The 21,207-nt window shown below is 66.6% G+C and carries 18 protein-coding genes; 10 read left to right on the forward strand and 8 right to left on the reverse strand.

All coding sequences use genetic code 11. From position 1 onward, the window contains the following. Positions 1-65: 65 nt before the first annotated feature. From GFK26_RS22055 to GFK26_RS22070, 4 genes are all read left to right on the forward strand, one after another. On the forward strand, positions 66-188 hold the full coding sequence (locus tag GFK26_RS22055) for a stereocilin (protein ID WP_153283870.1): 123 nt from the start codon (positions 66-68) through the stop codon (positions 186-188). Positions 189-232: 44 nt separating this feature from the next. Next, entirely contained in the window at positions 233-1,336 is a 1,104-nt protein-coding gene (locus tag GFK26_RS22060) for an NAD(P)/FAD-dependent oxidoreductase (RefSeq protein WP_153283871.1), read from the forward strand. 135 nt (positions 1,337-1,471) lie between these two features. Beyond that, positions 1,472-1,768, forward strand: coding sequence for a glycine zipper domain-containing protein (locus tag GFK26_RS22065; protein ID WP_056580064.1), 297 nt, complete (start codon positions 1,472-1,474; stop codon positions 1,766-1,768). An 84-nt stretch (positions 1,769-1,852) separates the two neighbouring features. Continuing rightward, entirely contained in the window at positions 1,853-2,560 is a 708-nt protein-coding gene (locus GFK26_RS22070) for a phage holin family protein (protein WP_153283872.1), read from the forward strand. 19 nt (positions 2,561-2,579) lie between these two features. Here GFK26_RS22070 and GFK26_RS22075 read toward each other — a convergent pair whose 3' ends face one another. Further along, positions 2,580-3,659 (reverse strand): quinone-dependent dihydroorotate dehydrogenase, encoded by a 1,080-nt coding sequence (locus GFK26_RS22075; RefSeq protein WP_153283873.1) that lies wholly within the window; start codon positions 3,657-3,659, stop codon positions 2,580-2,582. A gap of 40 nt (positions 3,660-3,699) precedes the next feature. Between GFK26_RS22075 and rpiA the strand changes: the two genes are divergently transcribed. Further along, positions 3,700-4,404 carry a ribose-5-phosphate isomerase RpiA gene (gene rpiA / locus GFK26_RS22080; RefSeq protein ID WP_153283874.1) on the forward strand — a complete coding sequence of 235 codons (705 nt, stop codon included), beginning with the start codon at positions 3,700-3,702 and terminating at the stop codon, positions 4,402-4,404. 41 nt (positions 4,405-4,445) lie between these two features. Here the strand turns inward: rpiA and GFK26_RS22085 are convergent, their stop codons facing one another. The 5 genes from GFK26_RS22085 to GFK26_RS22105 all read right to left on the reverse strand — a co-directional run bounded on the left by GFK26_RS22085 (position 4,446) and on the right by GFK26_RS22105 (position 11,307). Continuing rightward, the gene (locus tag GFK26_RS22085; RefSeq protein ID WP_153283875.1) at positions 4,446-5,108 is read right to left on the reverse strand and encodes a glutaredoxin domain-containing protein; all 663 of its coding nucleotides are present in this window, start codon (positions 5,106-5,108) and stop codon (positions 4,446-4,448) included. A gap of 31 nt (positions 5,109-5,139) precedes the next feature. Then, the gene (locus tag GFK26_RS22090; RefSeq protein WP_153283876.1) at positions 5,140-7,197 is read right to left on the reverse strand and encodes a M3 family metallopeptidase; all 2,058 of its coding nucleotides are present in this window, start codon (positions 7,195-7,197) and stop codon (positions 5,140-5,142) included. A gap of 5 nt (positions 7,198-7,202) precedes the next feature. Further along, positions 7,203-8,054, reverse strand: coding sequence for a bifunctional methylenetetrahydrofolate dehydrogenase/methenyltetrahydrofolate cyclohydrolase FolD (gene folD / locus GFK26_RS22095; protein ID WP_153283877.1), 852 nt, complete (start codon positions 8,052-8,054; stop codon positions 7,203-7,205). Positions 8,055-8,134: 80 nt separating this feature from the next. Further along, a complete protein-coding gene (locus GFK26_RS22100; protein ID WP_056580071.1) occupies positions 8,135-8,770 on the reverse strand; it encodes a response regulator transcription factor in 636 nt (211 codons plus the stop codon). Beyond that, positions 8,767-11,307, reverse strand: coding sequence for a PAS domain S-box protein (locus tag GFK26_RS22105; protein WP_099790120.1), 2,541 nt, complete (start codon positions 11,305-11,307; stop codon positions 8,767-8,769). Before GFK26_RS22105 ends, GFK26_RS22100 begins: the two co-directional genes overlap by 4 nt. Positions 11,308-11,490: 183 nt before the next feature. Here GFK26_RS22105 and aceE point away from each other — a divergent pair, with 183 nt between their 5' ends. Genes aceE through lpdA form a run of 4 tightly spaced genes read left to right on the forward strand, consistent with a single transcriptional unit; the run spans position 11,491 to position 18,350 of the window. Continuing rightward, positions 11,491-14,220, forward strand: a complete 2,730-nt coding sequence (aceE, locus tag GFK26_RS22110) for a pyruvate dehydrogenase (acetyl-transferring), homodimeric type (RefSeq protein ID WP_153283878.1) — start codon at positions 11,491-11,493, stop codon at positions 14,218-14,220. A 49-nt stretch (positions 14,221-14,269) separates the two neighbouring features. Beyond that, positions 14,270-15,934: a dihydrolipoyllysine-residue acetyltransferase gene (gene aceF, locus GFK26_RS22115; protein WP_153283879.1), complete on the forward strand. Its 1,665-nt coding sequence runs from the start codon at positions 14,270-14,272 to the stop codon at positions 15,932-15,934. After that, entirely contained in the window at positions 15,931-16,524 is a 594-nt protein-coding gene (locus tag GFK26_RS22120; RefSeq protein ID WP_153283880.1) for an MFS transporter, read from the forward strand. Before aceF ends, GFK26_RS22120 begins: the two co-directional genes overlap by 4 nt. Next, entirely contained in the window at positions 16,521-18,350 is a 1,830-nt protein-coding gene (gene lpdA, locus GFK26_RS22125; protein WP_153283881.1) for a dihydrolipoyl dehydrogenase, read from the forward strand. Before GFK26_RS22120 ends, lpdA begins: the two co-directional genes overlap by 4 nt. Before the next feature lie 87 nt (positions 18,351-18,437). On the opposite strand, the gene GFK26_RS22130 is transcribed toward lpdA, so the two are convergent. Then, entirely contained in the window at positions 18,438-19,013 is a 576-nt protein-coding gene (locus GFK26_RS22130) for a C40 family peptidase (protein WP_153283882.1), read from the reverse strand. A gap of 241 nt (positions 19,014-19,254) precedes the next feature. Between GFK26_RS22130 and GFK26_RS22135 the strand changes: the two genes are divergently transcribed. Continuing rightward, positions 19,255-20,388 carry a PQQ-dependent sugar dehydrogenase gene (locus GFK26_RS22135; protein WP_153283883.1) on the forward strand — a complete coding sequence of 378 codons (1,134 nt, stop codon included), beginning with the start codon at positions 19,255-19,257 and terminating at the stop codon, positions 20,386-20,388. A 19-nt stretch (positions 20,389-20,407) separates the two neighbouring features. On the opposite strand, the gene GFK26_RS22140 is transcribed toward GFK26_RS22135, so the two are convergent. Next, positions 20,408-21,199 (reverse strand): alpha/beta fold hydrolase, encoded by a 792-nt coding sequence (locus tag GFK26_RS22140; RefSeq protein ID WP_228121741.1) that lies wholly within the window; start codon positions 21,197-21,199, stop codon positions 20,408-20,410. Positions 21,200-21,207 lie beyond the last annotated feature (8 nt).

Raw genomic sequence — 21,207 nt, forward strand, 5'->3', positions numbered from 1 at the left:
CGCGGGCTGCTTGCAGGCGCGTGAGAACGCGCTAGAACGACGAGATCGAACGAAGGAGTGCAGCCATGGCCACCCAACCCGATCTTCCGTCTCCGATCACACCCGACCTGCCGGTCGAGCCCGACGAAGGGCCGGAGCACGCGCCCGACGAGCCCACCGATCCCGAGCCGCCGCCCAGCGCGAAGTGAGATCCGCGCCTCTTGCGCCCCTTGCGCCGCGCTAAGCTCGCGCGATGGATGAAGTCGATTGCGCCGTCATCGGCGCTGGCGTGGTGGGTCTGGCCGTGGCGCGCGCATTGGCGCTCGCGGGCCGGGAGGTGTGGGTGCTGGAGTCCGAAGGGGCGATCGGCACCGGAACGAGTTCCCGCAACAGCGAGGTGATTCACGCGGGCATCTACTACCCGCAGGGGTCGTTGAAGGCCACGCTGTGCGTGGAAGGCCGCGACGCTCTCTATGGCTACGCGCATTCGCGCGGCGTGCCGCACCGCCGCTGCGGCAAGCTCATCGTGGCGACGTCCGCCGAACAGGTGAGCCAACTCGACGTGATCCGCGCCAAGGCCGCGGCCAACGGCGTGGACGACCTGGTCCTGCTCACCGCGCAACAAGCCCAGGCGATGGAACCGCAACTGTATTGCGTCGCGGCGCTGCATTCGCCGAGCACGGGCATCGTCGACAGCCACGCACTGATGCTGAGCCTGCTCGGCGACCTCGAGAACGCGGGCGGCATGCTGGCGCTCAGGTCGCCGATCGCGCGTGCCGAATGCGTGGACGGCGCGGTCGTGCTGATCGCCGCCGATGGTACGGCCCTGCGCTGCCGCACCGTGGTCAACGCCGCAGGACTGGGCGCACCGGCGTTGGCACGCCGCTTCGAAGGCATGCCGGCATCGGCCGTGCCACGCGAGCACTTCGCCAAGGGCAGCTACTTCACGCTCGCGGGCCGCGCGCCTTTCGGCCGGCTCATCTATCCCGTGCCGGAGCCGGGCGGTCTCGGCGTGCATCTGACGCTAGACCTCGGCGGGCAGGCCAAATTCGGGCCCGACGTGCAATGGGTCGAGGCTGCCGACGATCTGGTGGTCGATCCAGCGCGTGGCGATCGCTTCTATGACGAGGTGCGCAGGTACTGGCCCGCGTTGCCCGACGGTGCGTTGATTCCCGGCTATGCGGGCATGCGCCCGAAGATCTCGGGACCGGACGAGCCCGCGGCCGACTTCCTGATCGCGGGGCCGGCGTCGCATGGGGTGCCGGGGCTGGTCCATCTCTTCGGCATCGAGTCACCGGGCCTCACCAGTTCCCTGGCCATCGGACGGCATGTCGCGCAGCTGCTCGCCGAGGCCTGATCGCACGCGCTCGGCACAACTGAGCACATCTCTGTCGCGCATGAGGGGCTTTCGAGCCTGTAACATGACAGCACGCCATATGCTGGCGTGAAGCCGCCGGCGCGGTGCCGGTGTCATCACGGAGGAAAGATTCCAATGAGTGCATCCAACAATCTTGAAGCAGCAGCCGAAGACATCGCAAGCGACGTGCGCGGCGTGCTGGCCAGCAAGGACCTGGACTCGGTTCCCCACATCAAGGCGCTGCGCCAACGCATCGACACCAAGCTCGCCATCGCGCGCGAACTGGCTTCCGAAAAGAGCAAGCTGGCCGCCAAGAAGGCGCGTCAGGCGGCCACCGCGACCAACACCTACGCCCACGACGAACCTTGGCAGGTTGCCGGTGCTGCACTGGCCGTCGGCGTGCTGGTGGGCCTGTTGCTTGGCCGCCGCTGAGCGTCACCGCACCGGCCTGAGCGCGCACCGTCGTCCGTTCATTCGCCGTTGCCACGCAGTGGCCGGTGAGGGCGGAGGCGGCGCATGAAACTGCTGTCCCTGTTCGGGCTCGACGCCCGCATCCGTCGGTTGCGCATCGCTGCCGCCGAAGGTGCGCTGGCGGCCGAGGACCGGGTGCAGTTGCTGCGCATGGCCTGGGAGGACGAGAAGCAGCGCCTGAAGCTGACCCTGGTCCTGATCGTCGCCGTGCTGGGGCTGACCACCGTCGCGGTGGCGCTGCTCTCGATGGCGGTGGTCGTGCACTACTGGGACACGCCGTACCGCGTCACCGCCGCCTGGGTGGTGGCTGGTGTCTGGACGGTGCTGTGGCTGGCGGCCGCCATCGGCCTGATGCGCAGCCTGAGCAACGCCTCGAGCAGTTTCATTCCGACCTTTCAGGAGTTCGAGCGCGACTGGGCCTGGGTCCAGGACCGCTTCAACCTCGGCAAGGACCCGGAGCTGGATGACGAGGCGCCGCGTCCGCCGCGCCCCGCGACGCGCGAAGCGCTGCTGGCCCGCATGGAGCGTCAGCGTGAACGCATCGCCACCCTGCAGGGCGGTCGCGACACGCAACCGGCTTCGGGCGAGCCGGTCAACGAATCGCCAGCGGCCACGGCGTTGCGCCTTGCGCGCGAACACCCGGTGGCCGTCGGCGTCGCTGCTGCCGCGGCGGTGGCGGTGATTCGCCCGAAGCGGCTGTTGCGCTGGGCCACGGTCATTGCGCCCGTGCTCTGGCGCATGCGCCGCGGCTGAGGCGACAAGAAGAACCGGCTCAGGCCTTGCGGCGATCCTGCTGCAGCGCCTGGGCCGTTTCGCGGACCAGCCCGGGGCCGCGATAGATCAGGCCGGTGTAGATCTGCACCACGTCCGCGCCCGCGGCGATCTTGGCCTTGGCATCCGCCGCACTCAGGATGCCGCCCACCCCGATGATCGGAAAGCCTTTGCCCAGGGCAGCGCGCAGTTGCGCGATCACCCGGTTGCTGGCTTCGCGCACCGGTGCGCCCGAGAGGCCGCCGGCTTCCTGCGCATGCGGCAGGCCCGCCACCGCGTCGCGCGCGAGCGTGGTGTTGGTGGCGATCACGCCGTCCATGCCGTGGCGCTGCAGCGTGGCGGCGATCACCGCGACCTGGGCGTCGTCGAGATCGGGTGCGATCTTCACGAACAGCGGCGCGCGCTTGCCGTGGTGCGTGGCCAGCGCTTCGCGCCGCTCGGCCACGGCGCCCAGCAGGGCGTCGAGGGCTTCGTCGCTCTGCAGCGAGCGCAGGTTGGCCGTGTTGGGGCTGGAGATGTTGATCGTCACGTAGTCCGCGTGCGGGTAGACACCGTCCAGGCAGGCCAGGTAGTCGTCGACCGCGCGTTCGATCGGCGTGGCCGCGTTCTTGCCGATGTTCAGGCCCAGCAGCATGGGCGACTTGCTGCCGCCCGCCTGCTTGCGGAAGCGCGCCTTCTGCACGTTGGCCAGGAAGGCGTCGAGCCCTTCGTTGTTGAAGCCGAGCCGGTTGATCAGCGCGTCGCGCTGCGGCAGGCGGAACATGCGCGGCTTCGGGTTGCCCGGCTGGCCCTTGGGCGTGACCGTGCCGACCTCGACGAAGCCGAAGCCCATGGCCGCGAAGGCGTCGATGCAGCGTGCGTTCTTGTCCAGCCCGGCGGCCAGACCGACGCGGTTGGGGAAATTCAGGCCCGCGAGCTGGATGGGGTCTTCGACGCGCGTCGCCGCGTAGGCGCAGGCCAACGGCGTGTTCTGGGTGCGGGCCAGCCCGTCGAGGGTGATTTCATGGGCGTGCTCGGGATCGAAACCGAACAGAAAAGGGCGGGCCAGGCCATAGAGCGAAGAGGGCAGCAGCAGGGGCATCGGATAATTCTCGACTTCAATGAGCCAAGGATTCTCCGCGATGACCGCACCCACCTCCCCAAGCCCTCTTTCCCAGGATGAACTCAAGGCCCAGGTCGGCCTTGCCGCGCTGGCCTACGTGGTCAAGGGCGAGATCGTCGGCGTGGGCACCGGCTCCACGGTCAACAAGTTCATCGACGCGCTGGCCACGATCAAGGACGAGATCAAGGGCGCCGTCTCCAGTTCGGTCGCGTCCACCGAGCGCCTGCGCGCGCTGGGCATCCCGGTGTTCGACAGCAACGAGGTGGAAGAACTGGCCGTCTACATCGACGGCGCCGACGAGATCGACCACCAGGGCTTCATGGTGAAGGGCGGCGGCGCGGCGCTGACGCGCGAGAAGATCGTCGCGGCGCAGTCGAAGCGCTTCGTCTGCATTGCCGACGCTTCCAAGCTGGTCGAGACGCTCGGCGACTTTCCGCTGCCGGTGGAAGTGATTCCGATGGCGGTGCGCCGCGTGATGCGCCAGTTCGCCAGCCTGGGCGGCATTGCCCAGGTGCGCGAGAAAGACGGCCTGCCGCTGGTGACCGACAACGGCCAGCACATCGTCGACGTGACCGGCCTGCGGATCACCGACCCGCGCGCCTTCGAGTCCGAAGTGAGCCAGTGGCCCGGCGTGGTGACGGTGGGGGTCTTCGCCCATCAGAAGGCCGACGTGTGCCTGCTGGGCACGGCGTCGGGCGTGAAGACGATGCAGTTCGCCGGCTGACCGGCGGCGATGCAAAACGGGGGCCAAGGCCCCGTCATTTTTTAGAACTTGATGCCGGCCGGGTTGCTCGGGCCCGGTGCGTTCGAAGGCGGAGCCGGCGCGGGGGTCGGGGGCTGCAGCGGCGTGTCGGCCGCACGGGGCGCTGCCGCCGCCGGGGCTTGCTGCGCGACGAGCGGTCGCGTGGCGGGCGGGCGATAGCCGGCGGGCAGGCTGTTGCTCTTGGGGTAGCCGGCCGCATCGAGGTAGCGCGACCATTCCACATCTGAGAAGCCCTTGAGCTGCTGCGACCCGACCGTCAGCAGCGGCAGCGCGTTCTGTCCGCTCAGGCGCTGCAGGGCCTCGACGTCTTCGTTGCTCTTGATGGTGCGTTCCTCGAAGGGAACGCCGCGCGTGGTGAGCAGCGTGCGCGCCTCGTTGCAGGGCCCGCAGCTTTCGCCGCTGTACAGCGTGACGGGGTAGCGCTGGGCCACCTGACGCAGTTCATACGGAAGCCCGCTGTTGGTCGGTGCATTGACGCCGGCCGGTTGCGGCCCGCCTGTCGGCGCGTTGGTGACGACGGGGGGCTGATCCGAAAACGTGACCTTGCCGTTCTTGTCGACTTGGCGGTAGACCGGCTGCGCCAGCACGCTGGCAGCCGCCGAGAGCAGCAAGACGGCCAGGCCGATCAGGCGACGCGAGGGGAGTTTGTAAAAAGTCGGATACATCCTCCCGAGTATCGCAAGCTTCCGCGCCGTATCAAGCTGGCTGGGCCTGAGCCATGCCCTGATGTCGCAGCAGCGCATCAAGCTGCGGCTCGCGGCCCCGGAACGCCTTGAACGAATCCATGGCGCTGCGGCTGCCGCCGGCCTCGAGGATGGCCTGGCGGTACTTGCGGCCGGTCTCGATGTTCGGCTCGCCGTTGGCGCCCACGGTTTCCTCGAAGGCCGCGTAGGCGTCGGCGCTCAGCACCTCGGCCCACTTGTAGCTGTAGTAGCCGGCCGCGTAGCCGCCCGAGAAGATGTGGCTGAAGGTGTTCGGCGTGCGGCTGAACGGCGGCGAGGGCATCACGGCCACTTCGGCGCGCACCTGGCCGAGCAGGGCCATCACGGCGCCCGTCGGGGCGGCGGCGGCCTGGTGTTCGGTGTGCAGCAGCATGTCGAACAGCGAGAACTCGATCTGGCGCAGCGTCTGCAGGCCGCTCTGGAAGTTCTTGGCGGCGGTCATCTTGTCGAACAGCGCGCGCGGCAGCGGCTCGCCGGTGTCGACGTGGGCCGTCATGTGGGTGAGCACGTCCCACTCCCAGCAGAAGTTCTCCATGAACTGGCTCGGCAGCTCGACCGCGTCCCACTCGACGCCGCTGATGCCCGACACGTCGCGCTCGTTCACCTGCGTGAGCATGTGGTGCAGGCCGTGACCGAACTCATGGAAGAGGGTGGTCACGTCGTCGTGCGTGAGCAGCGGCGGCTTGCCGTCGACGCCGCTGGCGAAGTTGCAGACCAGCTGCGCGACCGGCGTCTGCAGCACGCCGTCGTCGGGGCGCAGCCAGCGGGCGCGCACGTCGTCCATCCAGGCGCCGCCGCGCTTGGCGGCGCGGGCGGAGGGGTCGAGGTAGAACTGGCCGACCTTCTGGCCAGCGCGTTCGATGCGGTAGAACTCGACGCTCGGGTGCCAGGTGGGGGCGCTGTCGCGACGGATCGACACTTCGAACAGCGTCTCGACGATCTTGAACAGGCCCGCCATCACCTTCGGCGCCGGGAAGTACTGCTTCACCTCCTGCTCGCTGAAGGCGTAGCGCGCTTCCTTGAGCTTCTCGCCGACGTAGGTCCAGTCCCAGGCTTGCGGATCAACGAGGTTCAGTTGCTCGGAAGCAAAGGCGCGCAGATCGGCCAGGTCGCGCTCGCCGTAGGGCTTGGCCTTGGCGGCGAGGTCGCGCAGGAACTTGACGACCTGCTCGGGCGATTCGGCCATCTTGGGCACGACCGAGAGCTCGCCGAAATTCTTGTAGCCCAGCAGCTTCGATTCTTCTTCGCGCAGCGCGAGGATCTCGGTGATGAGCGCGGTGTTGTCGAACTTCGGATCGCCGAGTTCGCTGGCGCGCGTGACGTAGGCGCGGTAAAGCGTTTCGCGCAGCGCGCTACTCTTGGCGAACTGCATCACCGGCAGGTAGCACGGCATCTTGAGCGTGAGCTTGTAGCCTTGCTTGCCTTCGGCCTCGGCAGCCGAGCGCGCGGCGCTCACCACGTCTTCGGGCACGCCGTCGAGTTCACCCAGCTGCGCGTAGTGCGCGAAGGCGTCGGTGGCGTCGAGTGCGTTCTCGCTGAACTTCTGGCTCAGCTCGGCCTGGCGTTCCTGGATGTCGGCAAAGCGCTGCTTGGCGTCGCCCTGCAGCTCGGCGCCGCCGAGCACGAAGTTGCGCACGGCGTTCTTGTGCGCCTGGCGCTGCTCGGGGTTGAGCGTGGCCGGATCGATGGCCTTGTACTTGGCGTACAGGCGCTCATCGGAACCCAGGCGGGTCCAGAAGGCGGTCACGCGCGGCATGGCCTCGTTGTAGGCGGCGCGCAGCTCGGGCGTGTCGGCCACGGCGTTGAGGTGGCCGACGGCGCCCCAGGCGCGGCTGAAGCGTTCGGAGGCCACGTCGAGCACCTTGGAGATCGCGAGCCAGTCGGCCGGGAATTCGGGTGCCGTCACCGTTTGCAGCGCAGCCTCGGCCTCGGCCAGCAGCGTGTCGACCGCGGGCGACACATGTTCGGGCTGGATGCGGTCGAACAGCGGGAGGTCGGTGAAGTCGAGGAGGGGGTTGTTCGTCATGGCCATGGAAATTACTTGGCGGCGCGTTCGGCCGCTTCAAGGGTGTTGACCAAAAGCATGGCGCGCGTCATCGGGCCGACGCCGCCGGGCACGGGGGTGATCCAGCCGGCCACTTCCTTCACGCCGTCGAAATCGACGTCGCCGGCCAGCTTGCCGTCCGCCTTGCGGTTCATGCCCACGTCGATGACGACCGCGCCGGGCTTGACCATGCCGGCCGTCAGCAGGTCGAGCTTGCCCACGGCGGCGACGATCACGTCGGCCTGGCGCGTGATCGCGCCCAGGTCTTGGGTGGCGCTGTGGCAGATGGTCACGGTGGCGCTTTGGGCGAGCAGCATCATGGCCATCGGCTTGCCGACGATGTTGCTGCGGCCGATGACCACGGCGTGCTTGCCGCGCAGGTCGTAGCCGATCGATTCGAGCATCTTCATGCAGCCGTGCGGCGTGCAGGGCCAGAAGCCCGGGGCGCCGGTCATCAGCGCGCCGGCGCTGGCCACGTGGAAGCCGTCGACGTCCTTGGCGGGCGAGATGGTCTCGATGACCTTCTGGCTGTCCATGTGCTTCGGCAGTGGCAGCTGCACCAGGATGCCGTGCACCGTCGGGTCGTCGTTGAGGGCACGGATGCGCGCCAGCAGATCGGCCTCGCTGAAGTCGGCGGGGTAGGTCTCGAGCGTGGCCTGCAGGCCGGTTTCGGTGCTGTCGTTGACCTTGTGCTTGGTATAGACCTGACTCGCCGGATCGCTGCCCACCAGGATGATGGACAAGGCCGGGTTCACGCCGCGGGCCTTCAACGCAGCGGTGCGGCCGGACACCTCGGCGCGGATGGTTTTGGCGAGGGCGTTGCCGTCGATCAGTTGGGCGGTCATCGGTTTTGATTTTCCAAGTAAAAACGCCCGCTTGCGCAGGCGTGGGGAAGGTGCGTGGCTATCGGAGGGATAGCTGCAGCTCAGGAGGCCTTGGCGGCTGGGGCCGCTTGCCCGAGCGCAATCTTGAGCAGATCGGCCACGGTGTTGGCGTTGAGCTTTTCCATGATGTTGGCGCGGTGCGCCTCCACCGTCTTGATGCTGATGCCCAGGTCGTCGGCGATCTGCTTGTTCAGACGGCCGGCAACGATGCGCTCGAGCACCTGTGCCTCGCGGCCCGTGAGCTTGGACAGCAGCGCGTCGCGGCTGGCCGACTGCTGGTGCTGCGTGAAGGCGCCGCGTGCGTGCTCGAGCATGCGCTCGACCAACGACACGAGTTCTTCGTCGTTGAAGGGCTTCTGGATGAAATCCATGGCGCCCTTCTTCATGCTGTCGACCGCCATCGGCACGTCGCCGTGGCCGGTGATGACCACGATCGGCAACGGAGAACGCCGTTCGATCAGTCGATCCTGCAATTCGAGGCCGGTCATGCCGGCCATGCGGATATCGACGATCAGACAGGCGACTTCGCGCGGGTCGTATCGGGAGAGAAAGGATTCGGCGGACTCGAAACAGCGGACTCTGTAGTCCTTGCCTTCGAGCAGCCATTGCAGTGAATCGCGGACGGCTTCGTCGTCATCGACGACATAGACCGTGCCCTTCTTCGGAATCAAACTCATGCAGGTACCTTTGCCTCGTCGCTTGCTACGGAACTGATAGCGTCCAACACCGGAATCCAGAAGGAAAAACGGCATCCGATCACATCCGGGCCATTGTAGATGTTCTCTGCCTGCATCCGGCCGCGGTGCGACTCGACGATGGTGCGGCACAAATTGAGCCCGATGCCCATGCCTTCGGGCTTGGTGGAGAAGAAGGCCTCGTAGAGCCGGTCCATCACTTCTGGCGAGAGGCCCTTGCCCGTGTCCTGCACCGAGAACTCGATGGCATTCTGCCCCTCGATCACCTTGGGCAGCACGCGCAGCTCGACGCTGCGGCGCGCCAGCGGGCGGTCGGCGATGTCGATGGATTCGGCCGCGTTCTTCAGCAGGTTGACCATCACCTGTTCGATGAGGATCGGGTCGACGCGCACCACCGGCAGCCGCGCGGCCACGTAGTGGTTCAGGCGCACGTTGCGCCGGCGCAGCTCGATGCCCGCGAGTTCGACCGCCTCGCTCACCATGGTGGCGACGTCGGCCGGCGTGCGGTTGGGTTCGCTGCGCTTCACGAAGGAGCGGATGCGCTGGATGATCTGGCCCGCGCGCTGCGCCTGCTTCGAGGTTTTCTCGAGTGCGGCAAGCAGGGCGTCGTTGTCGATCGTCTGCCCCTTGATGCGCGACATCATCCCGTTGCAGTAGTTGGCGATGGCGGTGAGCGGCTGGTTGAGCTCGTGTGCCACGCTCGAAGCCATCTCACCCATGGTGATCAGGCGGCTCGCGGCCTGGGCCTTGTCGGCCTGCGCGGCGGCTTGCTCTTCGGCGTCGCGGCGCGGCGTGATGTCGGTGGCGATCACCAGTTGCGCCAAACGCCCGTCGACCCAGGTCAGGTAGCGCGAGCGCACCTCGAGCCACTTGCCCAGGTGCGGCACGAAGATTTCGTTGTTCGCGGTCTGGGCGGCGGTGAGTGTGTCGATCGGCAGGCCGGCGTAGGGGTCGACGTCGTCCAGGCCCTCGTCGTGCGCATTCGACGGCGGCACGCCAGCCTGCGCCACCATGCCCAGGTGGCCCACGGTGTCGGAGCCGAACCACAGGCGGTACAGCTTGTTGGCGAACAGCAGTTCTTCGCTGCCGATGGGCGCCACCGACACGGCGGCGTCGAGCGCTTCGAGCACGGTGGTGAAGCGTTCGTACGAGGCGGACAGCTGCTCGCGGATGCGCGTCGGCTCGGTGATGTCGGTCATCGACGTCATCCAGCCGGTCTGGTGGCCGCGCGCATCGATCAGCGGCGACACATACAGGCGCGCATTGAAGACGCTGCCGTTCTTGCGCTTCACGCGCACCTGGAAGCCGCCGGGCAGGGCGCGGCCGTGCAGTTCTTCTTCGAGGCGCTCGTTCATCACCTCGCGGTCGGATTCGAGCCAGTATGGGAAGGGCGGCGTCTGGCCGACCAGCTCGTCTTCGCTCCAGCCCGTCATGGCGCAGAACGCGGCGTTCACGTAGGTGATGCGGCCTTGCAGATCGAGCACGCGCATGCCGGTCAGCATGGAGTTTTCCATCGCGCGGCGGAAGTTGGTTTCGGCCACCAGCCGCTGCTGCGCCTGCAGTCGGCGCCGCGTGTGGCGCCAGGTGCCGATCAGCATCCAGCTGGTCATCACGCTGAGGGCGCACACGAGCCAGAAGAGGCCGTTGCCCACCACGCCCTGCGAGGTGCGGTAGGCCTGCGCACGCAGCATCAGCGCATTGCCCACGGGCGACACCGGCACTTCGTATTCGTTGGTGGCTTCGGTCCAGGGCAGCAGGCGGGTGCCGCTGTTCTTCAGCGGCGTGGTGTTGCCGGCGATCACGTTGCCCTTGGCGTCGAGCAGCGAGACGGCGTAGCGCGCCTGCACCTCGGAAGGCATGCCGTAGCGCAGCAGGCCGTCGATGGAGAACTCGCCGAGCACGACGCCCGCGAACAGGCCCTGGTCGAACAGCGGAATGTGCAGCTGCAGCATCGCGGCGGGCTCGCCGCCGGCCACGGGTTGGGAGTACACCGGCTGGCGCAGCTCGCGCGCCAGCGCGTAGTTGCTCTCGATGTCGCCGGGGCGCAGCACGTCGCCGATCAGGTGCTGTTGCGCGGGATGCACGCTGGGCGCCGCGTAGCCGGCCTTGAAGCGGCGGCGGTCGTCGATCCAGCTGATGGTTTGCAGTTCGGGGAACTGGCTCACCAGCGATTCGGCACGGCTCGTGAATTCGACCGGGTCGATCTCGCGGTTCGAGGCATCGCGCGCGATGCGCATCAGCTGCTCCTGCCGCTCCAGCAAACGCAGGCGCATGCGTTGCTGCGCGTACTCGACGTCGCGCCGCACCGACTCCTGTTCGCGCTCGACTTCTTCAGTACGCAGGTACCAGAACGCGGACACGATGGCCGCGAGAAACAACAGCACGGCCGCCATCGGCGCGAGCATTGCGACGGCGTCCTGCAGCACGGGCGTCTGCTTGCGCCACCACGTGCGCCACCAGGAGAGCGGCGAGGCTTTGACGGCACTGCGGGCGACCGCGAGCGGGGAGGAAAGGGGCATGGGCGGAGTTTAGGGGATGGCCCTCCCGGCGAAGAGGCCCTGCCAGAGACGTGCTTCATTGATATTTCATAATAAGAAATCAACAAGCACTATTTGAAATAGGGAAACTTCTATGCGAAACTCCGGCGCGCTCGGTGCCCAGCGCACTAAATTACAGCCACAGCCCTAAAAGGAGAGACAAGCATGTCGGCAAATCCCGAGAACCTGTTCGGCTCGGCCGCAAACGATGCGGACGCCCAGGAAACGCGTGAATGGATGGATGCGCTGTCTTCCGTCATCCAGAGCGAGGGGCCCGAGCGGGCGCACTTCCTGCTCGAACAACTGCTCGAACATGCGCGCCAGAACAGCGTCGACATGCCGTTCTCGGCCAACACCGGCTACGTGAACACCATCGAGCCCGGCGTGGAGGCTCGCAGCCCCGGCAACCTCGAGATCGAACAACGCCTGCGCGCCTACATGCGCTGGAACGCCATGGCGATGGTGGTCAAGGCCAACCGCATCCACCCGCCCGAAGGCGGTGACCTCGGCGGTCACATCGGCTCCTTTGCTTCGCTGGCCAGCATGTTCGGCGCCGGCTTCAACCACTTCTGGCGCGCCGAGAGCGAAAACCACGGTGGCGACCTGCTGTACATCCAGGGCCACGTGTCGCCCGGCATCTACGCCCGCGCCTACCTGGAAGGCCGCCTCTCCGAAGACCAACTGCTCAACTTCCGCCAGGAAGTCGACGGCAAGGGCCTGTCGAGCTACCCGCATCCCAAGCTGATGCCCGAGTTCTGGCAGTTCCCCACGGTGTCGATGGGCCTGGGCCCGCTGATGGCGATCTACCAGGCGCGCTTCCTGAAGTACCTGCACGCCCGCGGCATCGCCAACACCGAGAACCGCAAGGTATGGGTGTTCTGCGGCGACGGCGAAATGGACGAAGTCGAATCGCTCGGCGCCATCGGCCTGGCCGCGCGCGAGAACCTCGACAACCTGATCTTCGTCATCAACTGCAACCTGCAGCGCCTGGACGGCCCGGTGCGCGGCAACGGCAAGATCATCCAGGAACTCGAAGGCGAGTTCCGCGGCGCCAACTGGAACGTCATCAAGCTGATCTGGGGCAAGGGCTGGGACGCTCTGCTCGAGAAGGACCATGACGGCGCGCTGCGCAAGATCATGATGGAGTGCAACGACGGCGACTACCAGTCGTTCAAGGCCAACGACGGCGCCTACGTGCGCAAGCACTTCTTCGGCCGCGACCCGCGCACGCTGAAGATGGTCGAGCACCTGACCGACGACGAGGTCTGGAACCTGCAGCGCGGCGGCCACGACTCGCAGAAGGTGTACGCCGCCTTCCACGCGGCCCAGAACCACAAGCGCCAGCCCACCGTGCTGCTCGTCAAGACCGTCAAGGGTTTCGGCATGGGCAAGATCGGTGAAGGCAAGAACACGGTCCACCAGACCAAGAAGCTCGGCGACGAGGACATCAAGGCCTTCCGCGACCGCTTCAACATTCCGATTCCCGACAGCCAGATCGCCGAGCTGCCGTTCTACAAGCCGGCCGACGACACGCCCGAAATGCGCTACCTGCACGAGCGCCGCAAGGCCCTCGGCGGCTACCTGCCGCACCGTCGCACCAAGGCCGACGAGAGCTTCACGGTGCCCTCGCTCGACGTCTTCAAGTCGGTGATGGAGCCCACGGCCGAAGGCCGCGAGATATCGACCACGCAAGCCTACGTGCGCTTTCTCACGCAGCTGCTGCGCGACAAGGCCCTGGGCCCGCGCGTCGTGCCCATCCTGGTGGACGAAGCCCGCACCTTCGGCATGGAAGGCCTGTTCCGCCAGATCGGCATCTACAACCCGCACGGTCAGCAGTACACCCCGGTCGATAAAGACCAGGTCATGTACTACAAGGAAGACAAGGCCGGCCAGATCCTGCAAGAGGGCATCAACGAAGCCGGCGGCATGTCCAGCTGGATCGCGGCGGCCACGTCGTACAGCACCAACAACCGCATCATGGTGCCGTTCTACGTGTACTACTCGATGTTTGGCTTCCAGCGCATCGGCGACCTGGCCTGGGCGGCCGGCGACATGCAGGCCCGCGGCTTCCTGCTGGGCGGCACCTCGGGACGCACCACGCTGAACGGCGAAGGCCTGCAGCACGAAGACGGTCACAGCCACATCCTGGCCAACACCATCCCGAACTGCGTGAGCTACGACCCGACCTTCGCGCACGAAGTCGGCGTGATCCTGCACCACGGCTTGAAGCGCATGGTCGAGAAGCAGGACAACGTCTACTACTACCTGACGCTGCTCAACGAAAACTACGCGATGCCCGGCCTCCAGCCCGGCACCGAAGAGCAGATCATCAAGGGCATGTACCTGTCCAAGCAGGGGCCGGTGGTCAAGGCCGCCAAGGGCGCGAAAGAAGCGCCGACCGTGCAACTGCTGGGCAGCGGCACCATCCTGCGCGAGAGCTTTGCCGCGCAAGAGCTGCTCGAGAAAGAGTGGGGCGTGTCGGCTTCGGTGTGGAGCTGCCCGAGCTTCAACGAGCTGACCCGCGACGGCCAGGACGCCGACCGCTGGAACCTGCTGCACCCCGACCAGACGCCGCGCGTGCCCTTCGTGGCCGAGCAGCTCGGTGCCACGACCGGCCCGGTGGTCGCGTCGACCGACTACATGAAGGCCTACGCCGAGCAGATCCGTCCGTTCGTGCCGAAGGGCCGCACCTACAAGGTGTTGGGCACCGACGGTTTCGGTCGCAGCGACTTCCGCGCCAAGCTGCGCGAGCACTTTGAAATCAATCGTCACTACATCGTGGTGGCTGCGCTCAAGGCGCTGAGCGAAGATGGCACCGTGCCGGTGGCCAAGGTGGTGGAAGCGATCAAGAAGTACGGCATCAATGTCGACAAGGTCAACCCGCTCTACGCTTGAACATCAACAACCAACGAACGAACGGCGCCTGACGGCGGGAGACAACGATATGGCAGCAGTGGAAGTGAAAGTGCCCGACATCGGCGACTTCGATGAAGTCGCGGTGATCGAGGTGCTCGTGAAGGTGGGCGACACGGTCAAGGCCGAGCAGTCGCTCATCACGGTCGAATCGGACAAGGCGTCGATGGAAATCCCGTCGTCCACGGCCGGTGTGGTCAAGGAAATCAAGATCGCCGTGGGCGACAAGGTCAAGCAAGGCTCGGTGGTGCTGGTGGTCGAAGCCGAGGGCGCGGCTGCCGCCGCCCCGGCACCGGCCGCTGCGCCTGCTGCAGCTGCACCCGCTCCGGCGGCTGCAGCGCCTGCCCCCGCAGCAGCCGCACCGGCTGCTGCATCGGGCCCGGTGGAGATCAAGGTGCCGGACATCGGCGACTTCAAGGACGTCGCGGTCATCGAACTGCTCGTGAAGGTGGGTGACACCATCGCCGCCGAGCAGTCGCTGATCACGGTCGAGTCGGACAAGGCCTCGATGGAAATCCCGTCGTCGGGCGCCGGCGTGCTGAAGGAACTCAAGGTCAAGGTGGGCGACACCGTCAACATCGGCGACCTGATCGCGGTGCTCGAAGGCGCCGCAGGTGCTGCCCCCGCGCCCGCATCGGCGCCCGCGCCGGCACAGGCCGCGGCCGCCGCGCCCGCCGCTGCAACCGCCAGCGCACCAGCGCCGGCGGCCGCCGCACCGGCAACGGCTGCGCCGGCCCACCAGCCCACGTCGGCCCCCACCGGCAGCCTGCCGCACGCTTCGCCCTCGGTGCGCAAGTTCGCGCGCGAACTCGGCGTGCCGCTCGAGGAGGTCAAGGGTTCCGGCCTCAAGGGCCGCATCACGCAGGACGACGTCCAGAACTTCACCAAGGCCGTGATGAGCGGCGCGGCCAGCACCAAGGCCTCGGCGGCCAAGGCGCCGGCAGGTGGTGGCGACGGCGCGGCACTGGGCCTCATTCCGTGGCCCAAGGTCGACTTCACGAAGTTTGGCGCCGTGGAGCGCAAGGACCTGTCGCGCATCAAGAAGCTCAGCGGCGCGAACCTGCACCGCAACTGGGTGATGATCCCGCACGTCACCAACAACGACGAAGCCGACATCACCGAGCTCGAAGCCTTCCGCGTCTCCACCAACAAGGAGAACGAGAAGTCGGGCATCAAGGTCACGATGCTGGCCTTCGTGATCAAGGCGGTGGTGGCAGCGCTGAAGAAATTCCCCGACTTCAACGCCAGCCTCGACGGCGACCAGCTCGTCTACAAGCAGTACTACAACATCGGCTTCGCGGCCGACACGCCCAACGGGCTCGTGGTGCCGGTGCTGAAAGATGCCGACAAGAAGGGCATCCTGCAGATCAGCGCCGAGATGGGCGAACTCGCCAAGAAGGCGCGCGACGGCAAGCTCGGCTCGGCCGACATGCAGGGCGGTTGCATGTCGATCAGCTCGCTCGGCGGCATCGGTGGCACGCACTTCACGCCCATCATCAACGCCCCCGAAGTGGCCATCCTCGGCCTCTCCAAGGGCCAGATGAAGCCGGTGTGGGACGGCAAGCAGTTCGTGCCGCGTCTCACGCTGCCGCTGTCGCTGTCGTACGACCACCGCGTGATCGACGGCGCCCTGGCTGCGCGTTTCAACGCCTACCTGGGGCAAGTGCTCGCAGACTACCGCCGCATCCTGCTATGACCACGGTTGTGGCCGTCCGCAAAGGCGGCCAGGTCACGATGGCGGCGGATTCGCTGGTGACCTTCGGCGACACGCGCATGTCGCACAACGCCGAAGCGAACCAGAAGATCTTCACCGTCGAGGATGCCGCCGGCCAGAGCCTGTTTGCAGTGGCCGGCGCCGCGGCGCACTTCCTGGCGCTGCAGCACGCGCTGGCTGCGCAGGATCGCGAGAAGCTGTTGTTCGGCAGCAAGCACGAGATCTTCCGCACCTTCACGATGCTGCATCCGGTGCTCAAGGACTCGTTCTTCATGCAGACCAAGGAAGACGAGCACGAGCCCTACGAGTCGAGCCAGTTCACGATGCTGCTGGCCAACCCGAGCGGCATCTACGGCATCTACAGCTACCGCGAGGTGTTCGAGTTCAAGCAGTACTGGGCCATCGGCTCGGGACGCAGCTTTGCGCTCGGCGCCATGCACGCGGCCTATGACAACAAGTCGCGCACCGCGCGCGACGTGGCGGAGGCGGGCATCGCCGCCGCCTGCGAATTCGATCGCAATTCGGCCCTGCCGGCCGACGTTCTCACACTCAAACTGAAAGTGTCCAAATGAGCGAACAACACATCAAGGTGCCGGACATCGGCGACTTCGACGAAGTCGCGGTGATCGAGGTGCTGGTCAACGTCGGCGACACGGTCAAGGCCGAGCAGTCGCTCATCACGGTCGAGTCGGACAAGGCCTCGATGGAAATTCCGTCCTCGGCAGCCGGCGTGGTGAAGTCGCTGGCCGTGAAGGTCGGCGACAAGGTCAAGCAAGGTTCGGTGGTGCTGACGCTCGAAGTCGACGGGGCTGCTGCGCCTGCGCCGGCTGCTGCAGCGCCCGCACCTGCGGTGGCAGCTGCCCCCGCGCCCAAGGCGGCTGCACCGGCTCCGGCCGCGGCGGCGCCCGTGGCGACATCCAGCTACGGCGGCAAGGTCGATGTCGAGTGCGACGTGGTCGTGCTCGGTGCCGGCCCCGGCGGCTACTCGGCCGCCTTCCGCGCGGCCGACCTCGGCCTGAAGGTCGTGCTGATCGAACGCTACGCCACGCTCGGCGGCGTGTGCCTGAACGTCGGCTGCATTCCGTCGAAGGCGCTGCTGCACGTCGCTTCCGTCATGGACGAGGTCAAGCATTTCGCCGACCTGGGCGTGAGCTTCGCCGCGCCCACGGTCGACCGCGCCAAGCTGCTCGGCCACAAGAACAAGGTGGTGGGCAAGCTCACCGGCGGCCTCACGGCCATGGCGAAGATGCGCAAGGTGACGGTGCTTCGCGGCGTCGGCAACTTCATCGACCCGTACCACCTGGAAGTCGAAGAAACCTCGGGCACGAGCTGGGACACCACCGGCAAGAAGCAGACCGTCAAGTTCCGCAACGCGATCATCGCGGCCGGTTCGCAGTCGGTGAGCCTGCCCTTCATGCCGAAGGACCCGCGTGTGGTCGACTCGACCGGCGCGCTCGAGATGGGGACTGATCCCAAGCGCATGCTGGTGCTGGGCGGCGGCATCATCGGCCTCGAAATGGGCACCGTGTATTCCACGCTGGGTGCGCGCCTCGATGTGGTCGAAATGCTCGACGGCCTGATGCAGGGCGCCGACCGCGACCTCGTGAAGGTCTGGCAGAAGATGAACGCGCCGCGCTTCGACAACATCATGCTCAAGACCAAGACGGTCGGCGCTGAAGCCACGAAAGAAGGCATCAAGGTCACCTTCGAGGGCGAGAACGCGCCGAAGGAGCCGCAGGTGTACGACCTCGTGCTGCAGGCCGTGGGCCGCAGTCCGAACGGCAAGAAGATCGGCGCCGAGAAGGCCGGCATCGCGGTGAGCGACCGCGGCTTCATTCCGGTCGACATCCAGATGCGCACCAACGTGCCGCACATCTTCGCCATCGGCGACATCGTGGGCCAGCCCATGCTGGCGCACAAGGCGGTGCATGAGGCGCATGTGGCGGCTGAGGTGATTGCCGGCGAGCAGAAGGGCGACAAGGAGCTGTCCAGCGCCGCCTTCAACGCACGCGTGATCCCCAGCGTGGCCTACACCGACCCTGAAGTGGCGTGGGTGGGCCTCACCGAAGACCAGGCCAAGGCCGAAGGCATCAAGGTCAAGAAGGGCCACTTCCCGTGGACTGCTTCGGGCCGCGCCATCGCCAATGGCCGCGACGAAGGCTTCACCAAGCTGCTGTTCGACGCGGAGACGCACCGCATCCTGGGCGGCGGCATCGTGGGCACGCATGCCGGCGACATGATCGGCGAGATCGCGCTGGCCATCGAGATGGGCGCGGACGAGATCGACATCGGCAAGACGATCCATCCGCACCCGACGCTGGGCGAAAGCATCGGCATGGCGGCGGAAGTGGCGCACGGCACCTGTACCGACCTGCCGCCGGCGAAGAAGGCGGCCTGATCGAAAGGCGTCACCGCGCCTTTCGAGCGCCCACAAAAAATCCCGCCGTTGCGGGATTTTTTTCGTCCTGGATTCGGGGAAATCGAATCAGTCGCTGGCGTTGGCCATGGCCGCAGCCTTGACCTCGTCGCCCTGGCCGCTGAGCACGCGGCGGGCGCCGTCGAAGCGACGCTGCCAGTAGCTGCCGTTCATGTCTTCCACACGGACCTGGGCGCCGGAGCGGGGCGAGTGGATGAACTTGCCTTCGCCGACGTAGATGCCGACGTGGCTGAAGGTGCGGCGCATGGTGTTGAAGAACACGAGGTCGCCGGGCTTGAGCTGGCTGCGATCGATCTTCTCGGTGGCCGCGGCCTGCTCTTCGGCGCGGCGCGGGAGCATGTGGCCCACCGTCTGGTTGTACATGGCGCGGACGAAGCCGCTGCAGTCGAAACCGGATTCTGCGGTGTTGCCGCCGCGGCGGTAGGGGACGCCCAAGAAACCGATGGCGGTCACCACCAAGTCGGAAGTGCGCTCTGTGACGGTTTGGCGAACCTGCTTGAGCTGCCCGATGATGCCTTTGTCGGCCAGCATTCGTGCCAGCTCGTCATCGGTCTTTTCCTGTTGAGGGGCCGCATGAACAGCGACGGCAAATAGGAGGGACGCGGGTAGGACGAAAAAACGCATGGCGCGTAGGATATTGATGACGCGCAGTTATGTCAATTTAATCTGAATTGTTGAATGCGTGCGTAAACCATTGATTTACATGAGTTTTTTCGATCCGGCGGAAGAAAAAATGTAACGGTGAACGTTTATGCGGCATAAGGATTCGAATGTAAACGACTCGGCTGATATGACTTTGAAGTCTTAAAAGTCGACATATGCATTCCATTTGTTGTCAAGATGGCCTTAAATTCAGAAAATCTTCATGAACTTGCGAAATTTCTCCTTTCGCCGCTCCCTGGGAAGCCTCGTGGTGCTCGCAGGCTGCACCCTGGCGGTCACGGCCATGGCGCAGGTGCGAACCGAAACCGTCGCCTCCGGTCTTGAGAACCCTTGGGGCGTAGCCTTCCTGCCGGAGGGCCGTTTCGTGGTCACCGAGAAGCCTGGGCGCCTGCGCCTGGTGGCGGCGGACGGCAGGCTGGGCGCGCCGATCCAGGGTCTGCCGCCCGTTGCGGCGGGCGGGCAGGGCGGGCTGCTCGACGTGCTGGCCGACATCGGCTTCGCGCAGAACCGCACCCTGTACTTCTGCTATTCGGAACCCGACGCGGCGGGCGGATCGACCAACAGCACGGCGCTCGCGCGCGCCCGCCTGTCGGTCGACGGCACGAAGCTGGAAGCGCTGAAGGTCATCTTCAGCCAGAAGCCCAAGGTCGCGAGCCGCGCGCATTTCGGCTGTCGCATCGTCGAGACCCGCGACGGCCATCTCTTTCTCACGCTCGGGGATCGCTTCAGCCGCAAGGAAGACGCGCAGACGCTCGACAACCACCACGGCAAGGTGGTGCGCATCGCCAAGGACGGCAGTGTGCCGAAAGACAACCCCTTCGTCGGCAAGGCGGGCGCGCTGCCCGAGATCTGGAGCTACGGCCACCGCAACGGGCAGGGCGCGGCCCTTGCCCCCGACGGCCGCTTCTGGATGACGGAGCACGGCCCGCAGGGCGGCGACGAAATCAACATCCCGCGCGCCGGCATCAACCACGGCTGGCCGGTGATCACCTATGGCGAGAACTACGGCGGCGGCAAGATCGGCGAGGGCATCACCCGCAAGGACGGCATGGAACAGCCGCTGCATTACTGGGTGCCGTCGATCGCGCCCTCCGGCATGGCTTTCCTGACCAGCGACCGCTACGGCGCCGCCTGGAAGGGCAATCTGTTCGTGGGCTCGCTGAAGTTCGGCTATCTCGACCGCATCGAGCTGAAGGACGACAAGGTCGTCGCCGAGCACAAGTTGCTGGCCGACGGCCGGGCCCGCATCCGCGATGTGAAGCAGGGGCCGGACGGGCTGCTCTACGTGCTCACCGACGAGTCCGACGGCAAGTTGCTGCGCCTGCGGCCGAACTGAAGAATCTATCGTTCGCGGCTCAGCCGGGGCAACCCGGCAACGGGAGCGTCGGCAGCAGGCGGCGCCAGAGCCGCCGCCATTCGGGCCAGTCGTGCCCGCCCTCGGTCGTGACCACGCGTTCCGCCGGCAGCGCCCCGGCCAGCAACCGGTGGCTGAACGCAAAGCGATCGTCGAGCGCGTAGCCCAGGTACAGCGGCGGTCGGTCGCCGAACGTGCGGGTGTGGCCGACATAGCCGCGCAGCCATTGCCAAAGCTGCGTTTCGCTGGGCGTGCGCGGGTTGCTGTCCGGCGGCGCATCGAGTGGTCCGCGCCAGCGCGACAGGCCGCCGGCGTTGGCGATGTCCTGGCTCAGCACGCGTTCGCCCAGATAAGGCGCCAGCACGACCAGGCCGGCAAGGTCGCCGGGGTGCGTCTGGGCGTACAGCAGCCCGCCGAAACCGCCGACCGAGATGCCTGCGATCCAGATCGCCTTGTAGCCCTGGCGGCGCGCCGGCGCGATCACCTCCCGCTCCAACCGGTCGAGGATGGTCTTGTCGCGGTAGTAGCCCATGTGGGCGTCGACGCGCAGCGTGTCGACCGCGAGCCGGTTTTCGTTCAGTGCGTCGATGAAGCCTTCGCGCACGAACTCTTCGGGCGCCGAGTACGCACCGGGCAGCAGCACGATCAGCGTGTCGGCGCTGCGGGCGCAACTGCTCTTTTCCAGCGTGGTGGCCATCGGCGCCTCGGCCGCGCGCAACCCGCCGCAGCCGGCGAGCAGCAGCAGCGAGGCGGCGCCAAAGAGCAGGGCGAGGTGGCGGCGCAGGAGGGACAAGGTCTGCA

It is taken from the genome of Variovorax paradoxus (assembly GCF_009498455.1).
Lineage (GTDB): Bacteria > Pseudomonadota > Gammaproteobacteria > Burkholderiales > Burkholderiaceae_C > Variovorax > Variovorax paradoxus_H.